This window comes from Rhizobium sp. PAMB 3174 (assembly GCF_052908375.1).
In genome coordinates this window covers 2,998,130-3,021,590 of sequence record NZ_CM128608.1, presented here as the reverse complement: position 1 = coordinate 3,021,590, position 23,461 = coordinate 2,998,130, and the positions used below count along the sequence as shown (strand labels likewise).

Here is a 23,461-nt window from a genome sequence, read left to right as displayed (position 1 = left end):
CCTCACACTTCAAGGACGGGACATATGGCAAGACAGACGGGCATTCTGGCGGATGGCGCCATTCGCGAACTTTTCGAGGCGGGCAGGCTGAAGAGCCAGGCGGAACTCGACATCGACCAGGTGCAGCCGGCAAGCCTCGACCTGCGCCTCGGCGCCAAGGCGTTCCGGGTGCGGGCAAGCTTCCTTCCGGGGCCGAGCCACCTTGTCTCCGACAAGCTCGACCGGCTGAAACTGCATGTCATCGACCTCTCCGAAGGTGCGGTTCTGGAGACGGGCTGCGTCTACATCGTGCCGCTGATGGAAAGCCTCGATCTGCCCTCCGGCATGTCGGCTTCCGCCAATCCGAAGAGCTCCACCGGCCGCCTCGACATCTTCACCCGCGTCATCACCGACTATGCCCAGGAATTCGACAAGATACCGTCCGGCTATTCCGGTCCGCTCTATCTGGAAATCTCGCCGCGCACCTTCCCGATCGTCGTGCGCAGGGGCTCGCGCCTGTCGCAGATCCGCTTCCGCATCGGCCAGCCGCTCTTGAGCGAGACCGAATTGCTGGCGCTTCACAGAAGCGAGACTCTGGTCGCCAGCGACACGCCGAACGTGTCCGGCGGCGGGATCGCGCTGTCGATCGATCTCAAGGGTAGTGCCGACGACGGCCTGATCGGCTATCGCGGCAAGCATCACACCGCCGTCGTCGATGTCGACGAGAAGGCGGCCAACGAGGTGTTCGATTTCTGGGAGCCGCTCTACAGCCACGGCCGCGAGGAGTTGATCCTCGATCCGGATGAATTCTATATCCTGGTATCGCGCGAAGCCGTGCACGTGCCGCCGCTTTATGCCGCGGAAATGACGCCTTACGACCCGCTGGTCGGAGAATTCCGCGTTCACTATGCCGGCTTCTTCGATCCCGGCTTCGGCCATGCCGGCGCCGGCGGCACCGGATCGCGCGCCGTCCTCGAAGTGCGCAGCCACGAGGTGCCGTTCATCCTCGAGCATGGCCAGATCGTCGGGCGTCTCGTCTACGAACACATGCTGGAAAAGCCGCATTCGCTCTATGGTTCCGGCCTCGGCTCCAACTATCAGGCGCAGGGCCTGAAGCTCTCCAAGCATTTTCGCACCTGACATCATCGCCGGAGACGCAGAACCTGACTTCTCACGGGCCCGCGCCTCCGCGTTTCAGGCGGCCGAATAGCGTATCGGTATGCCGGCACTCTTTCGCCGCTCCGGGCCCTCGTAGGCGCTATCGTGCTTTTCGTCGCGCGTCCTGAACCGGGCGAGCTTCTCGTGCAGGTGATTGACCCGCGCGGTCAGATCGTGGATTTCGCGCGAACTGTCGATCACCATCTGGGTGTTCTGCGTCGTGATCTGCTCGATTTCGGAGATCGCGTGATTGACCTCGGTGAGCTGCGCGGACTGCTCCGTCGTGTTGCTGGCGATGATGGAGACCAGCCCGCTGGTTTCGGAGATCTGCTCGATGATCGCGGTCAGGACAGTGCCGGTCTCCTCCACCAGGGAAACGCCGGACTTCACCTGGTTCGAGCTTGCCGAGATCAGGCCCTTGATCTCCTTGGCGGCGTGCGCGGAGCGCTGCGCCAGTTCGCGGACTTCCTGGGCGACGACAGCAAATCCCTTGCCGGCTTCGCCAGCGCGGGCGGCCTCCACTCCGGCATTGAGCGCCAGGAGATTGGTCTGGAAGGCGATGTCGTCGATCACGCCGATGATCTGGCCGATCTGGCTGGAGGATGAGTTGATGGCTCCCATCGCCGCCACCGCCTGCCGAACGACATCGCCGGATCGCTCCGCCTGCATCTTGCTTTCCTGGGCGGCGTGCATGGCGCGTTGGGCGTTGTCGGCCGTCGAGCGCACGGTCTCCGTCAGGATGCGCAGGGCGTTCGAACTGGTCTCCAGCGAACGGTTCTGCTCTTCGGTGCGCGCGGCGAGTTCATCGGAGGTGAAAGCGAGGGCGTCGGCACTGCCGTTGATTTCACGCGACGTGGTGCGGATGTCAGACATCGTCTTGCGCATCATCTCCACGGTGTCATTGAAGTTGCGTGCCATCGGCCGAAAATTCTCGGAAAGATCGAGGGACATGCGCTTTTCGAAGTCGCCGTTCGCCAGGTGGTCGAGCGCCGCCGAGAGGGCTTCCAACGCGGCCGCCTGCTCCTGGGCGATGTGCGCCCGCTCGAGGTTCTGGGCCTCCTCCTCGTCGGCCTTCATCGCAGCGACCCGCAGCTCTTCTTGCCGTTCGCGCTCGCTCTGCTCGCTGACCATGACGAAGATGCCGCGGACGGAATCGGCCATCGCGCCGATTTCATTCTTGCCGAGCGAGGGTATCGAATGGATGTCGCCCCGGCCGGCAAGCAGATCGCGCATGGCCTGGGTCAGGGCCTTCAGGGGGCGCAGGACGGTTACGGCCAGCGACGCCGGAATGAGGATCGACAAGGTGGCGGCAATTGCGATGGCGGCCAGAAGCAGGATCACCTTGTGGTGGATGTCATCGCTCAGGCCGTCGGCGATCGTGCCGACCTCGGCCAGCGATGCTTCCTGAAGGGCGATCATCTTGCTGATCCGCTCGCTTGCATCGGCAAACCAGGCGGCGGGATCGAGACCGGACAAGTCCGCTTCGCTGCCACGCCTGATCAGGTTGTCGCGCATTCCGTCGAAGCTCGTGAATGCTTCCTGCCTGAAGGTGGCGCCGGCCTCAGCGCGTCTGCCTGCGTCCTGCAGGGCGAGGAAGCGATCCATCAGCACCGATTGTGCGCCGCCGAACTTGCTGAAGGCCGTAAACTGTCCGTCCGCGAACTTGCCGGAGCTGATGATGCCGGCGCCCATGCCGCGCTCCTGGCCCGCCAGTTCGCTGGCAAGCATGAGTTCGTTGACGGCCATCAGCTGAAACGTCACATCCGAATGAAAGGCAAGCCCGGTCAGGTCGGTGTTGAGCTGCAGCATCTTGCCGATCAGGCCGGTATAGTAGCCGAAGGCATCCTTGCCGGGAAGCGCTTGGCCGTCGATGGAACTCCGGATCGTGCCGATGCGGGCAAGCTCTGCCTCGATCTCAGCGATCAGTGCCGGGACGCTGACATCGGCGACCGCGAGTTTGTTGGCGACGGACGCTAGATTGCCCGCGACCGCGTCGGTCGCCGCTCGCGCCTTGCGCATCGGCTCGCCCATCTTTGCGCCGGCGGAGCCGATGAAGCCGGCCGTGGTGCCGCGCTCGACCTGGAGTGTCTCGATCAGCCGCCCGATCTGGGCGACGTCGCGGCTGACCTCGGCGATCAAATCCATGTTGCTTTGCGCACGCCACATGTCACGCACAATGATAACGGAAAGAAACAGGGCCACCGTCGCCGGTATCATGACGGCCAGCCAGAAGCGCTTGCTGACCGAAATGTCGGAAATTGTCATGCCATTACCCCCGAATGAGCCGATCTGACGAATACTGTGCATTTTGTCTTGGGGGGCCGTTTGGGGAGAAGATATTTTATAAATGCCTAATGCACCTTTAACGTCCATCGTCCTGAAATATTGGGATCATCACGGTTGCATTTCGGCTGTCGTGTCCGACCAGGGCAAACGGCCTTCGCGGAGTGACTTGACATCGTCCGCAACCTCATGAATGTGTCTCTGCGCGCGCGGGTGTAGCTCAATGGTAGAGCAGCAGCTTCCCAAGCTGAATACGAGGGTTCGATTCCCTTCACCCGCTCCATCAACCTTTTCAAAGGCTTACGACCCGATTGGGTTGGCGGATTCACCCCCTGTTTTACAGTTAGTTTTACACCGGTGTTGATTTGATCGATGACCGCTCGCGTTGCTGCTGTCCTGTCAACGTACCTTCGAATGATCCCTTGTACCTCATCTTCGGACCATCCCATGATCTCAGCGATGACGCGCTCTGGTAGCCCAAGAGTGTAGAATTTGGTTGCCGCTGTCCCTCTCAGATCGTGGAAGTGCAGGTTTCGGTCGTTCAAGCCAGCGTGTTTCTTGGCAGTATGAAACGATGAGGCAAGGCCGTCCTGCGTCCAGGCGGCGCCTCGGCTATTTGTAAGAATTGTATTGCTACGTCGTGGTATGCGGCTCAGTAGTGAGCGAAGGTCATCGTACAACGGTATGAGGGCTTCACGTTTGCCTTTGCTCTTGCTCGTGGCCATGATGATCGCATCCTGACCTACATGTGACCACGTAGCCTTGACCAGATCTCCGACACGCAAGCCGGTATAAATGGCCAGATCGATAGCCAATGCCATTTCTGTAGAGCAGGCAGGTTTGCCCTTGCCGTCTTTGGCATCTTTCAACGCAGCTAGATCATGCTCTGTCCATATTATGGCTGCACGGTCATTCTTGTAGAGATTCCTGATGCCCTCGCATGGATTGGCAGCAATCTTCCCCAAGGGATCAATGGCGTAGGATAGAACACGAGACAGCACCTGCATCCCGTAGTCAGCCGTGCGCGGTGTATCGGCGAACTGGCTGCGCCACTGCAGAATGGTTGGCCGTATCCTCTTGGGCCGGTCGAACTGCGCAATGCTGATGTCACCGAAGTGCGCGTCAATCTTGTCGAGCATTCTGGACCAGTTGCGCTTCGTGCTGTCAGCCAGCTTTGCGTACTCGGGACTGGTGCGGTAGGCTCGCACAAGCGCGCCGAACCTGGAACTGCTGGGAACATTCCTGCTTTCCAGTGCCTCGAAGTATGAGGCCATGAACTCTTCCGTTCCGGGCTTGCCGGGAAGACGCGGACCGCCTCGCCAAGCGTAATAGTAGTGCCTGCCCTTGCATTGGACCTTGTGCACGCCCTTCAAATCAACTGTGACCATTCGTTGCCTCGGTGTACTGCGACGTCATATTCAACAGAGACGTAGCGGGTTTCCATGAATCCGCAAACCCGCTGTGTCGCCCTGGGCTTACCAATTGCCCGCGTGGCCGCCTGGTGCCAACGAGCAAGATACAGATACCTGACCATGCTGGCCGTTAAACCTGAGGCTCCAATGCTGGATTGACACCGATTCCCAAATCCTGGAAACAGACCCTGGAGCCGTACGTGCGGCTTCGGGGCGTAGTAACCCCTCATGACTAGGAACGTGTGCCACTGAAATGGCACCACTCTTCGACCTATGGTCGGGGAGCCTGCGGCGTATGCAACAGGTTCTCTGAACTAAAGGCCGTAGGGCCGTGTCATGCGGTTACTAACTCCCCGATCACCAGAGATCGAAGGGCAACTCGCGGAGACGTACCGCGCCTACCGCCCTTCTGCATTGGGGGGTAGGTCATTGACATCGAAGGTCGCGTCGAATGCGAGAGCAGATCGCCAGCTAGTATCCCAGAGCTCGTCCCAGCTCCAGCACATCAAGCGAGGTGCAAGTTGTTTGCTAGTAGCTGCCAGCCTGTTGACAGGAACCGGCGGCGCTTATGCATGTGGCTTCGACAATATCCCTGAGAGCTTCCGCCCTATCGACACCTCCGAGGGCACAACCAACTCGATGGGGATGCCAGTCATAGGAGGGGAAGCGGCGAGCACACGTGCAGAGCGGGAATGCCGGGAGGCTCGCGACAGACAGTCATGGTATCAAACGCTGGGGATCGCCACAGACGACAAGACTGAGACGCTATTCGAGGGAATTGCTGACAGCTTCACAGCAGGAGGCAGCATCGTTTTCAACGCATCGCAGTCTTACCAGCGCGCCTACGAGAACCCTCCAGAGCTTGGCTTCCATCCTCAGGAATGGCTGACTAACAACAGCGCCTACATCCGGATCAGTGAAGAGTACCTACCAATGATTGGCGCCGCCGCTTCAGATCGAGAGGCGCATGCTGTTCTGGCAAACATTCAAGAACGTGAGGCCGCGAAAGCTCGCGTACAGCGCATGGGAACGATAGCGCAACTGATTGCTGGGGTTATCCCTGTTGCAATTGATGTGATGTTTCTGCTGGGTAGCCTAGCTGTACTATCTGTGCCAGCCAGAGGAGTGTGGTCTTGGCGGAACAGCCGAACGAAAGGGCGGAACGTCACAGCCTAGAGATCCGTCACAGGGTTCGCGGACTACCCAAAGCGGCTACGCAATGATGCTCTGCCTGAGGTTGTTCAGGCATGGAAACCGGCCAGCTATTTCTTTATAGCGTCCGGAATCGTCATTTCACGACAGCAGTGCAGCTATGCCCGAGACCAGATCCAGACCAGTCAACTGGTTCCGAGTGAACGCTCATCCAGCCTATCAAGCCGCCCTTGCCACGATCTTGCAGGAATTGAGCGCGCAAGAGAAGCGCACCAGAGGAAGAGGATCGTCTTCCGACGCATTCGCCAGCGCAGTCAGTGCCCTCATACTTGATCTGTTCGCGGCACATCTCAGTGACCCAGAGATGACGATTGGGATCAGCAAGTCGAACAGCGCCTACGTCAATCGGTCCATTTATCGTCCGAGCTTTGTCACCTGGAGCACCTTCAAAGATGCCTTCAGTGGTTTACTACAGGCCGGCTACATGGCTGTGATTACGAAGGGGTCTCACAGTGGCGGGCGAGTGACCCGAGTTGCCGGGACCGTGAAGCTAGCACATACCTTGGCCCCGATGTCAGATGTGTTGACCGCGACTACAGTTCTCAACACGGGTGACTTGCAGACGGTTGTGCTCAGGGACAAGGACAAGCGCGCTGTCGAGTATCAAGACGATGACAGCATACGATCCATGCGAGTCCATCTACAAAAAATCAACATCGTGCTACAGCACCACTGGTTCGATCTGCGGATCTCGGACACCGAGCACGAAGGGCTGAACCGGCGCATGGCCAATAAGGCCGTTGGTAGCGCATCATGGCGCGCGGACCCAGTCTATCAGCCTCCCGCTCACATTGACCTAACTAGACGATCAATTGTACGCATCTTCAATGACAACGACTGGACCAAAGGTGGCCGCTTCTACGGTGGATGGTGGCAAAGCGTTCCGAAAGCCTACAGACCGAACATCACAATTGATGACGAACCGACTGTAGAGCTCGATTACTCCCACATGCATCCAGCCATGATCTACGCCAAAGAAGGACTGGCGCTAGATTACGATGCCTACGAGATCGGACTGCCAGTTCCCCGCAAAATCGTCAAACAGACATTTAACGCAATGCTGAACGCGGGCGAACGGCTGAACCCTATCGAGGGATTCGACAGCCAGAAGCTAGGCATCAGCTGGGAACAGCTTCAGCACGAGATATTACAACGACACCGGCCAATCAGGAAATATTTCAAGTCCAAGCACGGGCTGCATCTACAACGAGAAGATTCCGATATGGCAGAGAAAATTATGCATCAGTTTGCGAAAAGGGATTACCCATGCCTACCCGTGCATGACAGCTTCATCATACATGCAAAACTGGAAGACGAGCTACAGGAGGTCATGCAAGAAACGTTCCATAGCAAGTACGGGAAGGATATAACCATTAAAGCGAAGAAGATTGAATATGATGAGCCTTCCACTGGATTTCTGGACATGACCAAGCCACTTAAAGATATCACTGGCCCCTATAGAAAATACTATGAAAGTGTGACCACATTCAAAGAGAACAGAAAATGGGTACTAAACTAAGGAAGGCCATCAGGCTCCGCCCAATGACCTCCCTATTACTCGTGCAAATAAGCGGAAGTGCCTGTATTCTATGAAGCTTTCGGCTCACATACCCCATTTTGTCAGGATCGCCTCAGCCTTCGCCTGATCATCCCTGATCCTAATCACAGTCTGCCTCTTCAAATTGGTGGCCTTCGAGATCTCTGAGGCTCCATGCCCTAGCGCAAGCAGGTCCACTACCTTCTGAAAGGCCTTCCGGTCGTAACTCGGCTTCTTGCCGGGGTAGGTCTTCGGATCCCCCTTCTTTGCCTCTATTCCGGCCCGCTGAGCGGCTTTCGACGCTTCGGCTTGTGCCTGCGCAGTTGCGGCCATGAACGCTATCAGCGCGTCCCTGACCGCCTTTTGCATTGGGTCTTTCGTTGCGCCGTCAAAGACCATGCCATTGATCACTGTTTTGACGATCACGCCCATGTCCATGAAGTCCTTGATCGACTTGGTTACGTCCTCATAGTTCCGCCCCAGGCGATCAACCCAACGAACAACCAACACGTCCCCATGCCTGAGCTTGTCGAACAACCTCTTGCCTTCGGGTCTGTCCCTAAGGTTGGTACTGATACCTGACACGCCATGGTCAGCAATCACCTCGTCAATCACAAATCCAGCTTGTTCCGCTTGGGTCCTCTGGTGATCAAGCGTCTGGTCTACGGTTGACACGCGGGCGTAGAGCACGGTCTTTGACATCACATCATCCTGTCCATAAGAGTCATGTTCACACAAATGCCTGTCCGTTGAAAGAAGTCAACCCTTATGGACACACATTTTCACACACAACCACTTGCTCACTAGGGTATACCCCTGTGGACAGGGGCCGTGACCCCGCCTTATGCCGCCTATGTAGGAGCCCAGCCCGACAACCTAGTAAGCGTAGGACCTGCGGAGGGCAGTGTGGTGGAGTGGGACCGATGCCGCCCCATGGGGGAAATCCCCGCACGAAAGAGCTTAAATACTCCCACGTAAAAATCTGCAGTTTTCGCGAAAGCAGCATGCAACCGATTGTCCAGCGTCACTCGACAACCTATAGATGATGGTTGGCAGCCCTCGCCCTTACTTCAGGCACATCGTTGGCGCTGCGAACGGGATGGGGGATGAGCCAAGATATCAGCGTGAACAGCTTGGCCGAAGCAATAGCTTTGTGTAAAAAGCTGAAATTAGATGGAAAATATAATCTGTTTCGGGGGCAGACACGGGATTGGCCGAGACTCATTCCTAGCCTACTCCGCGTCACAGACGAAGCGTTGTCAGTTGCTGAGAGTAACCTGAGCGAGTTCTTGGAGTGGGCGGAGGCGGTTCCTCAAATGGCTGCCTATCGTACGCAGTCAGGCGCAACGATGGCGATCGCTCAGCACTACGGCATTCCTACGAGATTCCTTGATCTAACCAGATCACCGGAGATCGCGGCGATATTCTCCAAGTCACCAGCTAGCTCGGATACGAGTGGAAACACAGCCGTAATATACTGCTTCAACTCTAACGACCTATCAGCGCTTAATGGCGCGGAGATTGTCGAGATAAATGTTGACAACCTTTGGCGTTTGGAAGCTCAGGAAGGTCTATTCCTGAATGTACAAGACAAAGACGTGGCAACAAAAATCCGCGATCATGCGTATAGAATACATTTCCCACTCGCACAGTTACTGCCCGACGAGCACGAGGCAATCTATCCAGTGCGGAAGAGCGCTTTGGAATGCGTAATTGACCAATGGATATATCGAAAAAGAGTTCAGGATCTGTTCTCAGATCTGACCTCCAGCGGGAATATCAACTTCATAAGTGCAACCCGGCGCCAGACCTATGACGGAGCGTTTAGGTGGAGAACCCCGCCAGAACTCGAAGCTGCTTGGTGCAACAACGACCACCGGTGGGTCGCACCAACAGTCGAGAAAGTCGCCCTCCTCGCAGACCCTACAACTGTGGTCGTTACCGCTCGTCCGAACAGCGAGTTAAAACAGTTAAAGTACGAAGTTGAGCAGCTAATTAAACAGCCCTTGGCTGACAGTGTTGCTACAGGCAGGCTCATCAGTTTCGCCATTAAGCTACCTGCAGATGCGGCACATTTTGAATGGGCAGTATCCACCCTCTGCAACAGATGCTGGGACGGTATCCGGTCCCTCCCTTACGACCAAAGCGAAATGTTGAACTGCATGAGCCTATTGATTTCATTGCTCATAATTCGGGCCCAGAAAGCTCCATCCGACTTTGATTGGGAAGACGACTACTGGGGCGAACATACTCTAATTGAAACAGCCCCTGTGGGAGGGCACATTGAAGCAGGGGCCGTCAGGCTTTCAGACTTGATGGAATGCATACACGAACATCCACCTTCACAACTTACCGAATACATGAAGGGAAAAGTAAAAAAAGACCCCTTGTTTGCGATGAATTTCATCACGGACTCTTGGATACTATTTGATTTTAATAGGTTCAAGAAATTGTTCTGTGAGCAGTTCATACCTTCAGCGCTAGATTCTTACTTTAGTGAGTGCATATCTCAAGACGACCTATCTCTGGACATATTGTGGAGCCTGAATTTCAATCCTCTGCTACTTGGGTACGTCACGGTCATAAACTACAGGTGGCAGTCACCAATTGCGACTGACTACGAATGCAATAACTGTGTTTACGTAATGCCAGACATGAACAGGAGCGACGTATTGGAGCTGTTCATCTCATGCCTTCCCAGGGTGTTATCTGGCGGACCACCATTCCAGGTCAAATTTCATGGCTACGACGGTGACCCCAGACCCATTTGGGAGATACCGCGCTCAATAGAGCAATGCGAATGGATTGTAGAGGATGCTGGTATTTCTGTCCTTGAAGTTTTCCCGTCGGCGCAATCCGACGATGGAGGACCGCATGCCACCGGCCTAGGAGCCTTCGAACTATGGTTGATCGCGAATGACCAATTCAAGCTGATGCAGCAAAGCGATCAAATTCAACTGCGGGCATGTTTCGACCAGTTTTATGCACAGCTCCCATCGGCCAATGCGAAGCTTGAAGGGTCTGCAAGGAAAATGGCGGACTGGATACAGCAACTTTAAACGACCAAGAGCGCTATCATGTTGCATCCATGCTCCCATACGATGCGGGAGCTGCAGGGATTTATGATGGATTCCTTGTATATTTTCACGGGAAGAAGAACTTAAACACGTATCCGCCCACCACCATAATGGACGAGAGGGCACTTATAATTTTCCCGACCTTTAGCGCTGTACTGCCTTCGATCTTGCTTATCAATGTTGGAGTGTTTTTCAGGATCGCGAACATTCGTGCCGTGCGACCCATGATTCTCGTGACTTCATCATGACCAAATCCATCATTTCGGTTTACGCCGCCCAGCTTACCCTGGTATTCGGCGAGGACCTGTAGATCCTCCATCACCTCCTGCTGAAGGCGACCTTCAGTGATCGCTTCTAGGACCGGAGCAGCTTCTTGGATCGCCTGAATGTTCTCCGTTGAAAGCTGGGTGAGGCTCGCGGATTGTAGGATCCGTCTATTCTGAGCGATATTTGGGTCGGTCGCCCGAATCCCTACCCCAGCGTCCTGTAGAGTTGAGACCAAATCTTGAATTTGGTCAGAATCAGGCAGGTCTCCCTTGCGTATTTTCGCAAGGATGCTTTTCCCGACAGAATTTGTATCCATCTCAACGCGTTGAGGATCAGTTGAATACTGTGACAGCATTCGCCGAAGCTTTCGGACCTCATGGTCGTTCTCTGAGAGCCCGTTTGATGGTGAAGCTAAGCAGTCTTCCAGCGCATCGCGGACGCGATCAAGGGTCGCCTCCAGAAGGTCGGGCTTTGTGACAAGGGTTGCCAGTGCCTGGAATACGCCGGTTTCTTCGTTGGGAACGATACGCTCCGCAAGAGGGAGATGTCGGTTAAGTCTGTCGGCGATCCTCGAAACGTACTCGTCCCTAGCCTCCGACCTATCCCGAGGTGACCACTCATACGTACCATCTTCATCCTCAACAGATTTGGCCACCGCCTCGATGGATTCGAAGCTGTATACTCTGTCGAACTCTTCCTGAAGGGCTTCTAATGGGGTGTACGGTCCGCCGTTGGTCCACTGATACCCACCATCTTTCGATGAATAGGGGAGTGAATTTGCCGGATCCTCATAATTCTCAAGAAACCACTGCCGCATTTCCTCGGCATCATCATCGGTGACGGAGGACGGTACGAGGTCATAGTCATCGTCAGGCTCTAGATCAGGGGTAGGATAGTCGATTTCGAAATGGAAATCAGTCTGCAGTTCGTGACCGTTCAAATCTGCTTCAGGCGTCCCTGAAATTGCTCCCTCTGGATACTCGGTGACCGACCATTCCAGCTCTCCAAGGTCTGGATGATATACGCGAGCCGTCCACAGGACTTCGGGTCCCATATCGCGCTCGTGCCTGGAAACATCTTCCCAATCGAGTTCGTTGCTAGGGATTTCATAAACCTGGCGGGTATCACGATGGCGGATAACGGCCGTTCCTGATGTCTGGATCATAAGTCACCGAAATGAATGCAAATAATAGGTGCCCTATAGCCCCAGTTGTATTCGGATGAAAGTGCGTATTCAGACCTAGGCTCAGAACCGATTAAATCCGGCTGAGAGGTGATCCTCGTTCTCTTGGAAGGACGTCGTGATGGGTGACTTGTTTTAGCTGAGCGAGCGTTAGATCTCCCCGCATTTCCCGCTGTCGCACGGAGTGCGGGGATCGATGATGGACTTCTGGTAGTGGCATCATCTATCGATTGCCAGTTGACTGAGATGGGCAGGGATCAGGGTGGGATGATCACGCGCTCTCTCCGGGCAGTTCGCGATTCGGTAAAGAGTTTTAAACGGAATAGTGGCTTAAAATCGCCGCCGCTGCTGGTACCGGCGGCCCATGGGAATCCGGAAGCGGTTGACCGGCTGCATAGAGCGAGTAACCTGTAACCATCGTAGCTCGCTGCCCGTCAGACAGAACTGTATGAAGCTATCTCGCGTGACTGCGCCTATAACCACTTTGCCGGTGATACGATCAAGCTGAAGCACCCAAAGTACGGCCGCAGGAAGCAGCAAGCTCGCTGCTGTGAATACTTCATCACCAAAATCGAGGAACACAGCGCAATGCAGGGGTGTCCATCGCCGGAAAATTGCAGCGGTATCAATACGAGGCTTCAGGTACATTGGACTATCATTAACGATCGATCCGAGCTCAAGTGCATTCCTGAATGCGAGCAGATCACGCTTATAGCGCCTACCGTCTACAACCCAGACCATCGACTTGTAGAAACTCTCGCGGGAAATGCGCTCGTCTGAAGCAATTGGTGAATGCTGCAGTTCGACCACCAACCCAGCACTAGTCTTCACGTCGGCAATATGGCGCTCACCACTCTCAGAGATATGCACGACCTCCTGCCACTCCTGAGGAAACTGGGCCTTCCACGAACGGTGCCATTCAGTTTCCGGCTCCCACCAATGGTCACATTCCAGTTTGCCAAGGTGAGCCCAGTGCCAAATACGGACCTCGCCACACTTAGCCACTACTTCGCGTTCGCAGTTTAGACATGCTCCCCGTAGCTTAGGCTTGGCCTCAGAGCGTGTTCCATTGACGAGTGCGTATCTCATGCTTTCTCCTCCTGTTTGCAGCGGGTAGAGGAAGCGTGTTGGTCGCTTGGCCGAAAGTAAAGATTGTCAGGTCTCGATTATGGGGCCGCTGTCAGTAAATGCACCTATGGACAGTAGCGTTATTAAAGAATTGCTGATGCGGATTTGCCACACAAAGAACTGCTTACAAGGCAGCCCACAGGGGGGACGATGAATGCGCCCAAGCTAGCCTCCATTGCTGATTCGAGGCCAGGATTCGCCCAAAACCTTTTTACAGCCGCCTCTTAAGTCTTTGATTGCTAAAGGCCTGTCTGGGGCGAGGCTTTGTAAAAAATTACGCTTAACTATTTGATATCATTGGGTTCGCAGACAGCTTCCCAAGCTGAATACGAGGGTTCGATTCCCTTCACCCGCTCCAGTCGACCGATCCACACTCGCTTCCGCCGCCCTTCTCTGGTTTGCGCTCTTTATTGCAAGGTTGGCGAGGGTCATGTTTTGACAGTCAGCCGCGACTCTCTTAGACCCGGATAAACGGACGAGAGGACGTGAGAGTATGAACGCAAGGATTTTGGTCACCGGAGGTGCCGGCTTTCTCGGGTCGCATCTGGTCGAGCGGCTTTTGGAGCGTGGTGACGAGGTGCTCTGCGTCGACAATTTCTTCACCGGCACCCGCCGTAATGTCGAGCACCTGATCGGCCATCCGCGTTTCGAGCTGATGCGCCACGATGTCTGCTTCCCGCTCTACGTCGAAGTCGACGAGATCTACAATCTCGCATGCCCCGCTTCACCCGTGCACTATCAGCACGATCCGGTGCAGACGACGAAGACATCCGTTCATGGCGCAATCAACATGCTGGGGCTCGCCAAGCGCGTGCGGGCGAAGATCCTGCAGGCTTCGACATCCGAGGTCTATGGCGACCCGAGCGTCCATCCGCAGGTCGAAGGTTATTGGGGCAACGTCAACCCGATCGGCATCCGCTCCTGCTATGACGAGGGCAAGCGCTGCGCCGAGACCCTGTTCTTCGACTACTGGCGCCAGCACAAGCTCGCCATCAAGGTCGTGCGCATCTTCAACACCTACGGTCCGCGCATGCACCCGAACGACGGCCGCGTCGTCTCCAACTTCATCGTCCAGGCGTTGAAGGGTGAGGACATCACGATTTTCGGCGAAGGCCAGCAGACCCGTTCCTTCTGCTACCGCGACGATCTCGTCGAAGCGATGATCAGGATGATGGGGACGGGAGACGATGTGGTCGGGCCGGTCAACATCGGCAACCCCAACGAGTTCACCATCCGGGCGCTGGCGGAGCTTGTGCTCGAACTGACCGGCTCGTCCTCGAAGCTGGTCTTCAAACCCTTGCCGCAGGACGATCCTGTGCAACGTCAGCCGGACATCTCGAAGGCGAAAGACCTTCTCGACTGGCAGCCAACGGTGGAGCTGCGCGAAGGGCTGGAAAAGACTATTGGCTATTTCGAGAGGTTGCTATCCGGTGGCGCCTCCCGTTCGGGTTGATTGGTTCTCCTATCAGGCCGCTCGGTCACTTCGTGCGGGGTCTTGTTCCAGAAATGCGGCTTCAACCAGAGTTCGATGACTGCGCGCCAGGCCGCATAGGAAATCAGCATCCAATAGAGCGGAAAGGCCATCCATCGCCGACCGAGCCGGCGCTTTTCGTACGGGATCAGGGAGACTGATCCCAGCGCCAGAAACAGCCCGTAATTGCCGAAGATGCTAATCGAATCCAGTGCAAAAAGCGCTGTGTGGACGAAATGGCTTTCCGGTGGGGGGACGCCGATATAGGGCATCAGCGGCGCAGCCAGGAACAGGAAGATCAATGGATGGGCGAGTGCTGAAATCAGCATGCCGCCGATCATCAGTTGGAACACGATGAAGGCTTTCGGGCCGAAATCACGGATGAGTGCGCCTGGCTTGCGCATCAGCACCAGCCATGTCTGCATCCAGCCCTTGAACCAGCGCGTCCGCTGCTTCCGCCAGACACCGATCCGCGTCGGCGCATCCTCCAGCGTTTGGCGCTTGATCACCTCGGCGCGGTAGCCCAGGCGATAGAGGCGCATGCCGAGATCCGCGTCCTCGGTCACGTTGTACGGATCCCATGCGCCGCAGCTTTTCAGCACATCGGTTCTGAAATGGTTCGAGGTGCCGCCAAGCGGCATCGGCATGCGCATCATCGAGAGCAGCGGCAGGATCGCCCGGAAGAACGCGCCGTATTCCATGGCGAACAGGGAAGGAAGCCATCCCCTGTGGGCATTGGTGATGATGAGCGGCGCCTGCAGGCAGGCGACATCCGGTCCGACCGACTGGAAATGATAATAGGCCTCGCGCAGCTGGTCAGGATGGGGGCGGTCTTCCGCATCGAAAATAGCCGTGTAGGTGCCGCGCGCTCCGGCAAGCGCATAATCCAGCGCCTTCGGTTTCGTCTGCGGGCCGACCTTCGGAACGACAACGATTTCGACCTCCGGGCCGGGTTGGGCACGCCGGATAGCCTCTATCGTCTCGTCATCGCCTTCCTCGCAGACGATCTTGATGTCCAGCCGGGATTTCGGCCAGTTCAGGCGCTTGAGCGAGGCCATCAGCTGTCCGGCGACCCCGGCTTCGCCGTAGAGCGCCACCAGCACGGTATAAACCGGAAGCGGGCCATCCTCGTTCGGAAGCGGCTTCGGGCGACGCGCCGTGACCCGCCAGAGAAGCGCGAGGCAGCGCAGCGCCAGGGAAAAGAAGTAGACGAACGAGACGACCGCGTGCAGGAAAAGCAGGGTGCGTCCGGGCATCGCGATCAGTGTGCTGACGAGGGCGGAGGCGAGCCCGCCGAGAAGCAGGCCCTGCGCGCCGGTAATGACGAACCGCGCGGAATAATCACTCCTGCCTTCGAAGAGCAGCCTGACGGCGTCTTCCACCCTGCGCTTGCTGCCCGCCTGCCAGACCGCGGTGCGAATGGTGGTTCGCGAGGCGATCGCAAATTGTTGGCGCAGGTGAGGCCGCTCTTTCAGCAGAGTCATGAGCTTTTCGCACTGTCCCGCCCTTGGCGCGATGACGGTCAGGGGCGCGGAGGCGGCAAGGGAGAGCCGTACCGTCGTGGGATTGGCAAGCTGGGTGTCGATCTGCGGAGTATCGACAATCAGCGTAGCGTCGATGCTGGCGACAAAGGGGAGGCCAACAAGCCGGGCGAGGGCCTCGAAGTAGGCGTTTTCGTCCACGAAGCCGGAGGCCAGCAACTCGTCTTCCGCTCTGGCGCCGTTCTTCGCGGCCAGCCGGAGGCAGCGCTCGATCATGGGCTTGGAGAAGCCGAGCGCCAGCAGAACGCGGCCTTCGGCATGGGTGCGCAGCCCGGCGGATGTCCCGGCTTCCCGGCTGTTTTGGGCATCAACCGCCTCACTGCGGAAAACGATGTTTTCCGCATCAGGACTGCCGGAAAAATCGCTAGGATGTTCCCCGATCCCCGCCACCGTGATATAGCCGCTGTCAAGCTGGCATGAAATTTCCCCGTTAGGAATTTAGCAATGATCTTTAAAGTTGCACCTCTCAAAACTAGGGGGAAATTGATAGCAATACTGCCGCTTTTGTTCCTTATCGGAGTAATTTCGGTATCCGCCGAAGAATTTGATGCTCCTAGCTTGCCTTTGTTGTTCAATGCGCATGAACGTCTTGAAAAGCCGGATCTGAGTCTCGTGCCGCGCATCCGCTTCCTGACGTCGACCGATTTTCCACCGTTCAATTTCATCGATCCGGCGGGCCGGCTGTCCGGCTTCAACATCGATCTCGCCCGGGCCATCTGCACTGAACTCGCAATCGACGCGAAGTGCCAGGTGGAAGCCATTCCGTTTGCGGAGCTTTCCGATGCGCTTGCCGCGGGTGAAGGGGAGGCCGTGATCGCCGGTGTCGCGGTGACGCCGGAGACGCGCCGCCAGGCCTCGTTCACGCGCCCCTACATGCTCCTGCCCGCACGCTTCGCCACCCAGTCTTCAGCCAAACTCGACGGCGGCGACGCAACCGCTGCACTCAACGGCAAACCGGTGGGGGTGATTTCCGGGAGTGCGCATGAGGCCATGCTGAGGGCGTTCTTTCCGGATCTTCAGCCGCGGCTATATAGCAGCAGGGGCGACATGTTGCGGGGGCTGGAGAAGGGGGAGATCCCGGCGGTATTCTCCGACGGAATCCAGTTGCCGTTCTGGGTCAACGGAACCGCCTCAAAAGGATGCTGCAAACTGTTCGACGGGCCGTATTACTCCTCGCGGTTCCTCGGCGAGGGCCTGTCGATCATGACGCGTCGCAAGGACCAGGGACTGGCGGCCGCCTTCGACTACGCGCTCGCCTCGCTGTCACGTGACGGCAAATTGCAGGAAATATTCGTCCGGTATTTTCCCTACGGCCTCTAGCCCGCATGCGCGAGCGCGGGATGCAGGCTTAGAGCCGGCGGTAGCGGGCGATGGCGCTGCGTTCGATGGCGGCGCAGGTCAGCTTGTCGAGCTGAAGCCGGTCGCGGAGCAGCTGAAGGAAGCGGATTTCTTCCGCGTTGACGATATGGTCGGCGCCGGACAGTTCGACGGCCAGCGCATAGGCGGTGTCGTAGAGGCGCGGTGGCAGGACGTCGCGGATCGTTTCCAGCGCAATGTCGAGGCCTTCGGCGCCGGAAAGGATCTCGGCGCACTTGCGAGCCACCTCGATCAGCCGGTCATCATCGAAATCGCGGAAAACCGGCATGGTCTGGACGAGATGGCCGATCCGGCCGAGTTCTTCGTCGGACATGGCGCTGTCGACTGCCGATGCCATCACCATGACGTAGATGAGCGCATCGTGTGGTGTCAGCAGAATTTTCATGCGGTGGGTGTTCCTTGCTTGGCTTCACTCCGGATTTAAGTTGCAGATGGGGGATTTGCAAGCCTTCGGGGCACAGGCCGACCCTGGCACTACTGGCGGGCGTCGTCGCCGTAAAGCCCGAGACCGGCGTCGCGGGCAGCATCGGCGGCCGTCTTGTATGGCGAGCCGTCGCTTGCTTCCGCCCAGCCGTGCTGGGCAAGCCAGGCGGCAATGTCCTGCCCGGCGAGCTTGCAGCGCCTGATAGGCATGCCGTCGGCGGCGGTTTCAATCGGATCGCCGCAATCGACGGTGCGGTTGCGCATGAACATCCGCATCGCGGTTCGCGCCATCATGCCACAAGGCCAGTCGTCCGGGCCGGACCGGCAGCGGCGATCGGGGTCGGTGGGGATGATCCCCCAGAGGCGGACAGGCCCCTCAGGCGTGCCGATGATGCCGGCGGCAATGGCGTTCGGGCGGGGAATTCCAGCCCCTGCCGCGTCTGTCGCCTTTTCCGGAGGAGGGGTGAGGGGAACGCGAGCCCCGATCCGCTCCAGCGTGTCGCCGGGCTTGACGGCGGCGTATCCGAACTGGTCGGGAGCGATCCGGCGGGCGGTGAGGGTTTCCGTGCCGATCACGGTCTCGTCTTGCGCAGTCGCGTCGGACATCGCCGGTGCCGCGTCGGCTTGTGCGGCTCGTTCCCCTGACGGTCGTGAGACAACGCCCGCCTCGATCCGCGTCGCGCCGGCGCCGAGCATGAGGACCCAGATCTCGACAGCGGCGATGGTGGCCAGCGGCAAAGTCAGCTTGCGGAGAAGAGAAAACATTCCTACTGACTGGCCCAGATGATGCGGGCGATCCACTCTACCTCTTCGGTAGCAAAGGACCGGTTGGGATGATCGGGGTTGAGCGACATCAGGTCGACGGCTTTCGATGTCTGGCGTACGAGGATCTTCGCCATGACCTCGCCTTCACGCGTCTTGACGACGACGCGGTCGCCGCGCCGGACCTGCGCGCCGGGCTCGACGATCAGCACGTCTCCGTCACGATATAGCGGCAGCATGCTGTCGCCCTGCACTTCGAGCGCATAGACGCCGGGCTTTTGTGCAGGCGAGGCGGGAAAGTCCACCTCGTCCCAGCCCTGACCGGCCGGAAATCCGCCGTCGTCGAAGAAGCCGCCGGCGCCGGCCTGCGCAAATCCCAGCAGCGGAATGGCACCGCCCGGCATCGGGGTCCGCCCGTTTGCCGGTTCGATACGACTGATGAATTCGTCAAAGCGGCTGCCGGTCGCATCAAGGATCTTGGCGATCGATTCCGTTGACGGCCATCGCATCCGCCCGTCCGGTGACAGGCGCTTCGACTTGTTGAAGGCGGTCGGGTCGAGGCCGGCGCGGCGGGCAAGACCCGACGGCGTCAGCTTGTTGGCTTCCGCCAATGCGTCGATCGCGCCCCAAATGGTCTGGTGAGAAAGCATTGCCCTGGCCCTGGTCCGCACATACGTTGCCGGTTTCGTTTCAAAGGCAGGAACGCCGAAATGAACTCTGCCTTTTGGGGGCATTTCGCCGGCCCCCGAGACGGCTACACCATAGAGAAGCGGCCCTGTGGAGTAAAGTGAAAAGGAATAAAATCCTCACATTCCGCTTCTATCCGTCAGGTCTTGGGAACCGGTTGTGCCTCATCTTCCGCCCGGAATTCGTCGGTCAGATCCTTGAAGCGGCGGAAGAACCGCTCCATGAACGAAAGGGTCCGGTCGAGCTCCTCGTCGCTTGGCAGCCCGTCCTGCGCCTTGACGCCGGATTTCACCGCCTGCTCAAGCGCAAGAACACGCCGCGACAGATCGTCGATTTCCTCCTGGTAGGCAGCCCGCTCATTGGCGGACGGACGGCAGGTCAGGTCGCCGCCCGCTTCGCTGCAATAGGTCATTTCGCCGGTCGCGGTGTCGAGCCGAACGAAACCCGTTTCCGAATGTTGCAGTTGATAGCGTCCGCTGGGTTCGTCCTGCGCGAACGCCGACAGTGGGAAGAGTCCTGCCGTCAGCCCCATGATTAGCCATTTCCACATTGTGCCCTCCATTTTTCGTCTCCGCCCCGGTTTGTGATGTGGACATCGTCCGCCGTTTCCGGCAAATCCGGGCGGAAGATGCTATGAGAGACTAGTGATGATACGCGTCATTTATAAGATTGTTCCGAAAAGCCTTTGGGATCAGGCGAAAACCACGGGTGTTTTCGAGGGCGCGGCGATCGATCTGACCGACGGTTACATCCATTTCTCGACGGCAGGCCAGGCGAGGGAAACGGCGGCCCGGCACTTTGCCGGCCAGGACGACCTGCTTCTGGTCGCCGTCGACGCCGGGCGTCTTGGCGCGGCTCTCAAATTCGAACCGTCGCGCGGCGGCGACCTTTTCCCGCATCTCTATGCGGCCCTCGACTTGAGCGCGGTACTTTGGGAAAAGCCCCTGCCGCTCACGCCGGATGGCCACCAGTTTCCGGAGCTAGACGCATGATCGACCCGTTCAAGATGTTCGGCCGCAAGGCGCTTTTCCTGATGGATCCCGAGCAGGCGCATGGCGTTTCGATCTCCGCCTTGAAGTCCGGTCTCGTGCCCGCCTGCGGAATGAAGACGGATCCGAAGCTCGGGCAGAAGGTGGCGGGCCTCGCCTTCGCCAACCCGCTCGGCATGGCCGCCGGCTATGACAAGAATGCCGAAGTGCCGGAGGCGCTGCTGCGCTTGGGCTTCGGCTTTACCGAAGTCGGCACGCTGACGCCGAAGCCGCAGGTCGGCAATCCGAAGCCGCGCATCTTCCGGCTGGTGAAGGATGAAGCGGTCATCAATCGCCTCGGCTTCAACAATGAAGGGCACGACGCGGCCTTCGGGCGGCTGTCGGGCCGCAAGTTCAGCGGCATCGTCGGCGTCAATATCGGCGCCAACAAGGACAGCGCCGACCGGATTGCCGACTATGTGGCCGGCATCCGCCGCTTCCACGCGGTCGCCGATTATTTCACCGCCAACATCTCTTCGCCGAACACGCCGGGCCTGCGCGATCTGCAGGCGCGCGAAAGCCTCGCGGCTCTGCTGTCGGCGGTGCTTTCCACCCGTGACGATCTGTCGGCAGGTACGGGCTCGCGCGTGCCGGTGTTCCTGAAGATCGCCCCGGACCTCACCGAGGAGGGCATGGACGATATCGCGGCCGAAGTCCTCGCCCATGATCTCGACGGCCTGATCGTCTCGAACACGACGCTTCGCCGCGACGGCCTGAAGGACCAGACGCAGGCAGGTGAAGCGGGCGGGCTCTCCGGAAAGCCGCTCTTCGATCTTTCGACGACGGTGCTTGCGAAGATGCGCCGGCGCGTCGGGCCGAACCTGCCGATCATCGGCGTCGGCGGCATTCATTCCGCCGAAACGGCGCTGGAAAAGATCAAGGCCGGCGCCAACCTGGTCCAGCTCTATTCGTCCATGGTCTACGAGGGCCCCGGCCTTGCCGGCCGCATCGTCCGCGGCCTGTCGCAACTGGTCGCGGCCGAGGGCGTCGGCAACATCGCCGAGCTCGTCGGCAGCCGCGTCGACTACTGGGCCGACCGGAAGCTCTGACGGATCTGCCGCGGCGTTGCTGCCGCAAGCGTCACCCCGCGCAGGAACAGGAAGAGGTTGAGCGACAGCCAGACGCCGTGATTTCCGAGAAGCGGCGTCAGCACTTCAAGCGCGATGACGTATCCGACGAAGGACAGGATCATCATGTTGCGCATTTCCTTCGACCATGTCGCGCCGAGATAGATGCCGTCCATCTGGAAGGCCAGCGCGCCGGTGATGCCGGTCAGCGCCATCCATGGCAGGTATTCCACCGCCGCTTCGCGCACCGTCTCGGCCGTCGTCAGGAATGCGATGACGGAAGAGCCGGAAAGCAGGATTACGGCTGCCAGCATTCCAGACAGCGCGAAGGACCAGAGCGCCGTCAGGCGAATGGACTTGCGGAAAGCCATCAGGTTCTGCGCACCGATGGAGCGGCCGGCCAGCTGCTCGGCAGCGGCGGCCATGCCGTCGAGGAAGAAGGCTGCGACCATGAAGAAGTTCATCAGCACGGCATTGGCAGCCAGCACGACCGTCGAGATTTCGGCACCGGCCCGGGTGAGGAGCACGAAGGAGCCTACCAGCAGCAGCGAGCGGATGGTGATGTCGCGGTTTAGCGCGAAGAGCGCGATGAGCTTGTCGCGTTCAAGGAGACGCTTTCGCGACGGATGCTGCTGTCCCCTGAAGGCGGGCAGGACGAAGATGAAACCGGCGACCGCCGCAACGATCTCGGAGATCACCGTCGCCCAGGCGACGCCGCTGACGCCGTAGCCGAGCATCAGGCCGAGAAAGATGGAGAGCGCGATATTGGTGCCGTTCAGGACGGTCTGCAGCACGAGGCCGAGCGTGCCGCGGCCCTTGCCGAGCGCATAGCCGAGCAGCGCGTCGTTGATGAGCCGCACCGGGCTCGACAGGATGCGGATGTAGAAATAGGTGGTGGCCACGGCCGCCGCCGCCGGTTCCGGTCCTATGACGGAGAGCCCGGCATAGAGGATGAGAGGCGACAGGATCACCAGCGCCAGCCCGCCGCCGACACCGGAGATGACGGCGCGCCAGAAGACCGCTTCCTCTTCGGTGCGATCGTCGCGCCCGAAGGCCTGGGCCACCAGTCCGGTGGTCGAGGTGCGGATGAAGCTGATCAGCGAAAAGACGAGATCGAAGATGACGGCGGCGACGCCGAGGCCGGCGAGATCCGCCGCCCGCCCGAACTGGCCGAGCACGGCCGTGTCCGTCAGCCCCAGGAGCGGCGTCGACACATAGGCGAAGGTCATCGGCACGGCGATCGCCAGCACGATGCGATGCGTGACGTCGAACGGCTGCTGCCGGCCCTCTGATGTGACGGTGCTCGTATCCAAGCAGGTCGTCCCCGGATGAATGATCAAGGCGAGGCGGGAATCGCCTCAGCCGGACAGCACCATGGACCAATAGGGCCGGTTTCCGGAAGCGCTATTTCTGGCCACGGCGACGCCGAGCCCCTTGTAGCTGCCGAGCATGTTCTTCAGGTGCTTGGGAGAGTTGATCCAGGCGGTGACGGCGCCTTCGGTGCTCCTCTGCCCTGAGGCGATGTTTTCCGCCGCCGGCAGTTGAACGTCCTGCCCCTTCATGCGCTTGGCGAAATCGGCGCCGAAGCCGATATTGTGCTGCATCTCGCCGGCCCGCGCCATGCGCCTGGCCTGGTCGAGTGCGGCTGCCTGCGCGTTCCGGTCGATGGTCAGTGGCGGCAGGCCATTTTTCGCCCTGAGATCGTTGACCAGCGGCAGGGCCTCGGCCGTCATGTCCGCCGAATTGCCGTCGTCCGTGTTCAGCACGTTCGATGTCGTGCAGGCGGACAGAAGGGACGCTGCGGCGGCCGCCGAGACGGCGAAGAACATCCGCCGTGTGGGTGCTATGGCTGTTGCTTCGTCCTGCATG

Annotated in this window: 19 protein-coding genes, 1 tRNA gene and 1 pseudogene; 9 read left to right on the top strand and 12 right to left on the bottom strand. The window is 58.7% G+C overall.

The annotated features are described in order from the left end of the window. Nucleotides 1–24 precede the first annotated feature (24 nt). On the top strand, nt 25–1,119 hold the full coding sequence (locus tag ACU5AY_RS14500; protein WP_446826742.1) for a 2'-deoxycytidine 5'-triphosphate deaminase: 1,095 nt from the start codon (nt 25–27) through the stop codon (nt 1,117–1,119). 54 nt (nt 1,120–1,173) lie between these two features. Here the strand turns inward: ACU5AY_RS14500 and ACU5AY_RS14495 are convergent, their stop codons facing one another. Then, nucleotides 1,174–3,402, bottom strand: coding sequence for a methyl-accepting chemotaxis protein (locus ACU5AY_RS14495; RefSeq protein ID WP_446826741.1), 2,229 nt, complete (start codon nt 3,400–3,402; stop codon nt 1,174–1,176). Between the two features lie 227 nt (nt 3,403–3,629). Between ACU5AY_RS14495 and ACU5AY_RS14490 the strand changes: the two genes are divergently transcribed. Further along, a tRNA-Gly gene (locus ACU5AY_RS14490) sits at nt 3,630–3,703 on the top strand. Between the two features lie 58 nt (nt 3,704–3,761). On the opposite strand, the pseudogene ACU5AY_RS14485 reads toward ACU5AY_RS14490, so the two are convergent. Then, a pseudogene (locus ACU5AY_RS14485) lies at nt 3,762–4,808 on the bottom strand (tyrosine-type recombinase/integrase); the annotation flags it as partial. A 453-nt stretch (nt 4,809–5,261) separates the two neighbouring features. Between ACU5AY_RS14485 and ACU5AY_RS14480 the strand changes: the two are divergent. Beyond that, nucleotides 5,262–6,008: a hypothetical protein gene (locus tag ACU5AY_RS14480; RefSeq protein ID WP_446826740.1), complete on the top strand. Its 747-nt coding sequence runs from the start codon at nt 5,262–5,264 to the stop codon at nt 6,006–6,008. Between the two features lie 136 nt (nt 6,009–6,144). Next, complete coding sequence (locus ACU5AY_RS14475; protein WP_446826739.1) at nt 6,145–7,563, top strand: hypothetical protein; 1,419 nt, start codon at nt 6,145–6,147, stop codon at nt 7,561–7,563. A gap of 84 nt (nt 7,564–7,647) precedes the next feature. Here the strand turns inward: ACU5AY_RS14475 and ACU5AY_RS14470 are convergent, their stop codons facing one another. Next, nucleotides 7,648–8,283 carry a recombinase family protein gene (locus ACU5AY_RS14470; protein ID WP_446826738.1) on the bottom strand — a complete coding sequence of 212 codons (636 nt, stop codon included), beginning with the start codon at nt 8,281–8,283 and terminating at the stop codon, nt 7,648–7,650. A 404-nt stretch (nt 8,284–8,687) separates the two neighbouring features. On the opposite strand from ACU5AY_RS14470, the gene ACU5AY_RS14465 reads away from it, so the two are divergent. Continuing rightward, nucleotides 8,688–10,640: an FRG domain-containing protein gene (locus ACU5AY_RS14465; RefSeq protein ID WP_446826737.1), complete on the top strand. Its 1,953-nt coding sequence runs from the start codon at nt 8,688–8,690 to the stop codon at nt 10,638–10,640. 85 nt (nt 10,641–10,725) lie between these two features. Here ACU5AY_RS14465 and ACU5AY_RS14460 read toward each other — a convergent pair whose 3' ends face one another. After that, the gene (locus ACU5AY_RS14460) at nt 10,726–12,090 is read right to left on the bottom strand and encodes a hypothetical protein (protein WP_446826736.1); all 1,365 of its coding nucleotides are present in this window, start codon (nt 12,088–12,090) and stop codon (nt 10,726–10,728) included. Nucleotides 12,091–12,438: 348 nt separating this feature from the next. After that, nucleotides 12,439–13,197: a competence protein CoiA gene (locus ACU5AY_RS14455; protein ID WP_446826735.1), complete on the bottom strand. Its 759-nt coding sequence runs from the start codon at nt 13,195–13,197 to the stop codon at nt 12,439–12,441. A gap of 532 nt (nt 13,198–13,729) precedes the next feature. Here ACU5AY_RS14455 and ACU5AY_RS14450 point away from each other — a divergent pair. Continuing rightward, a complete protein-coding gene (locus ACU5AY_RS14450; RefSeq protein ID WP_446826734.1) occupies nt 13,730–14,689 on the top strand; it encodes a UDP-glucuronic acid decarboxylase family protein in 960 nt (319 codons plus the stop codon). On the opposite strand, the gene ACU5AY_RS14445 is transcribed toward ACU5AY_RS14450, so the two are convergent. Then, complete coding sequence (locus ACU5AY_RS14445) at nt 14,644–16,638, bottom strand: glycosyltransferase family 2 protein (protein ID WP_446826733.1); 1,995 nt, start codon at nt 16,636–16,638, stop codon at nt 14,644–14,646. The genes ACU5AY_RS14450 and ACU5AY_RS14445 overlap by 46 nt on opposite strands. A 54-nt stretch (nt 16,639–16,692) precedes the next feature. On the opposite strand from ACU5AY_RS14445, the gene ACU5AY_RS14440 reads away from it, so the two are divergent. Beyond that, a complete protein-coding gene (locus ACU5AY_RS14440) occupies nt 16,693–17,568 on the top strand; it encodes a transporter substrate-binding domain-containing protein (RefSeq protein WP_446826732.1) in 876 nt (291 codons plus the stop codon). Nucleotides 17,569–17,596: 28 nt separating this feature from the next. On the opposite strand, the gene ACU5AY_RS14435 is transcribed toward ACU5AY_RS14440, so the two are convergent. The 4 genes from ACU5AY_RS14435 to ACU5AY_RS14420 all read right to left on the bottom strand — a co-directional run bounded on the left by ACU5AY_RS14435 (nt 17,597) and on the right by ACU5AY_RS14420 (nt 20,029). Continuing rightward, complete coding sequence (locus ACU5AY_RS14435) at nt 17,597–18,010, bottom strand: tellurite resistance TerB family protein (RefSeq protein ID WP_446825399.1); 414 nt, start codon at nt 18,008–18,010, stop codon at nt 17,597–17,599. Nucleotides 18,011–18,099: 89 nt separating this feature from the next. Beyond that, nucleotides 18,100–18,813: a thermonuclease family protein gene (locus ACU5AY_RS14430; protein ID WP_446826731.1), complete on the bottom strand. Its 714-nt coding sequence runs from the start codon at nt 18,811–18,813 to the stop codon at nt 18,100–18,102. Between the two features lie 2 nt (nt 18,814–18,815). Then, nucleotides 18,816–19,460 (bottom strand): S24 family peptidase, encoded by a 645-nt coding sequence (locus tag ACU5AY_RS14425; RefSeq protein ID WP_446826730.1) that lies wholly within the window; start codon nt 19,458–19,460, stop codon nt 18,816–18,818. A 176-nt stretch (nt 19,461–19,636) separates the two neighbouring features. Next, nucleotides 19,637–20,029, bottom strand: coding sequence for a hypothetical protein (locus ACU5AY_RS14420; RefSeq protein ID WP_446826729.1), 393 nt, complete (start codon nt 20,027–20,029; stop codon nt 19,637–19,639). A gap of 115 nt (nt 20,030–20,144) precedes the next feature. Here ACU5AY_RS14420 and ACU5AY_RS14415 point away from each other — a divergent pair, with 115 nt between their 5' ends. Together ACU5AY_RS14415 and ACU5AY_RS14410 are read left to right on the top strand one after the other, a co-directional pair. Then, nucleotides 20,145–20,489 (top strand): DUF952 domain-containing protein, encoded by a 345-nt coding sequence (locus ACU5AY_RS14415; RefSeq protein ID WP_446826728.1) that lies wholly within the window; start codon nt 20,145–20,147, stop codon nt 20,487–20,489. Then, nucleotides 20,486–21,574: a quinone-dependent dihydroorotate dehydrogenase gene (locus tag ACU5AY_RS14410; RefSeq protein WP_446826727.1), complete on the top strand. Its 1,089-nt coding sequence runs from the start codon at nt 20,486–20,488 to the stop codon at nt 21,572–21,574. Before ACU5AY_RS14415 ends, ACU5AY_RS14410 begins: the two co-directional genes overlap by 4 nt. Here the strand turns inward: ACU5AY_RS14410 and ACU5AY_RS14405 are convergent. Both ACU5AY_RS14405 and ACU5AY_RS14400 read right to left on the bottom strand, forming a co-directional pair. Then, nucleotides 21,550–22,905, bottom strand: a complete 1,356-nt coding sequence (locus ACU5AY_RS14405; RefSeq protein WP_446826726.1) for an MATE family efflux transporter — start codon at nt 22,903–22,905, stop codon at nt 21,550–21,552. The two genes, ACU5AY_RS14410 and ACU5AY_RS14405, sit on opposite strands and share 25 nt — an antisense overlap. A gap of 45 nt (nt 22,906–22,950) precedes the next feature. Further along, nucleotides 22,951–23,460, bottom strand: a complete 510-nt coding sequence (locus ACU5AY_RS14400; protein WP_446826725.1) for a CAP domain-containing protein — start codon at nt 23,458–23,460, stop codon at nt 22,951–22,953. Between the last annotated feature and the right edge of the window lies 1 nt (nt 23,461).

Coding starts and splice junctions, on each gene's coding strand:
- ACU5AY_RS14455 (WP_446826735.1), bottom strand. CDS start 13,197: ATGAGATACGCACTCGTCAATGGAACACGCTCTGAGGCCAAGCCTAAG.
- ACU5AY_RS14440 (WP_446826732.1), top strand. CDS start 16,693: ATGATCTTTAAAGTTGCACCTCTCAAAACTAGGGGGAAATTGATAGCA.
- ACU5AY_RS14450 (WP_446826734.1), top strand. CDS start 13,730: ATGAACGCAAGGATTTTGGTCACCGGAGGTGCCGGCTTTCTCGGGTCG.
- ACU5AY_RS14415 (WP_446826728.1), top strand. CDS start 20,145: ATGATACGCGTCATTTATAAGATTGTTCCGAAAAGCCTTTGGGATCAG.
- ACU5AY_RS14435 (WP_446825399.1), bottom strand. CDS start 18,010: ATGAAAATTCTGCTGACACCACACGATGCGCTCATCTACGTCATGGTG.
- ACU5AY_RS14470 (WP_446826738.1), bottom strand. CDS start 8,283: ATGTCAAAGACCGTGCTCTACGCCCGCGTGTCAACCGTAGACCAGACG.
- ACU5AY_RS14425 (WP_446826730.1), bottom strand. CDS start 19,460: ATGCTTTCTCACCAGACCATTTGGGGCGCGATCGACGCATTGGCGGAA.
- ACU5AY_RS14400 (WP_446826725.1), bottom strand. CDS start 23,460: ATGCAGGACGAAGCAACAGCCATAGCACCCACACGGCGGATGTTCTTC.
- ACU5AY_RS14500 (WP_446826742.1), top strand. CDS start 25: ATGGCAAGACAGACGGGCATTCTGGCGGATGGCGCCATTCGCGAACTT.
- ACU5AY_RS14475 (WP_446826739.1), top strand. CDS start 6,145: ATGCCCGAGACCAGATCCAGACCAGTCAACTGGTTCCGAGTGAACGCT.
- ACU5AY_RS14460 (WP_446826736.1), bottom strand. CDS start 12,090: ATGATCCAGACATCAGGAACGGCCGTTATCCGCCATCGTGATACCCGC.
- ACU5AY_RS14495 (WP_446826741.1), bottom strand. CDS start 3,402: ATGACAATTTCCGACATTTCGGTCAGCAAGCGCTTCTGGCTGGCCGTC.
- ACU5AY_RS14420 (WP_446826729.1), bottom strand. CDS start 20,029: ATGGGGCTGACGGCAGGACTCTTCCCACTGTCGGCGTTCGCGCAGGAC.
- ACU5AY_RS14410 (WP_446826727.1), top strand. CDS start 20,486: ATGATCGACCCGTTCAAGATGTTCGGCCGCAAGGCGCTTTTCCTGATG.
- ACU5AY_RS14465 (WP_446826737.1), top strand. CDS start 8,688: ATGAGCCAAGATATCAGCGTGAACAGCTTGGCCGAAGCAATAGCTTTG.
- ACU5AY_RS14430 (WP_446826731.1), bottom strand. CDS start 18,813: ATGTTTTCTCTTCTCCGCAAGCTGACTTTGCCGCTGGCCACCATCGCC.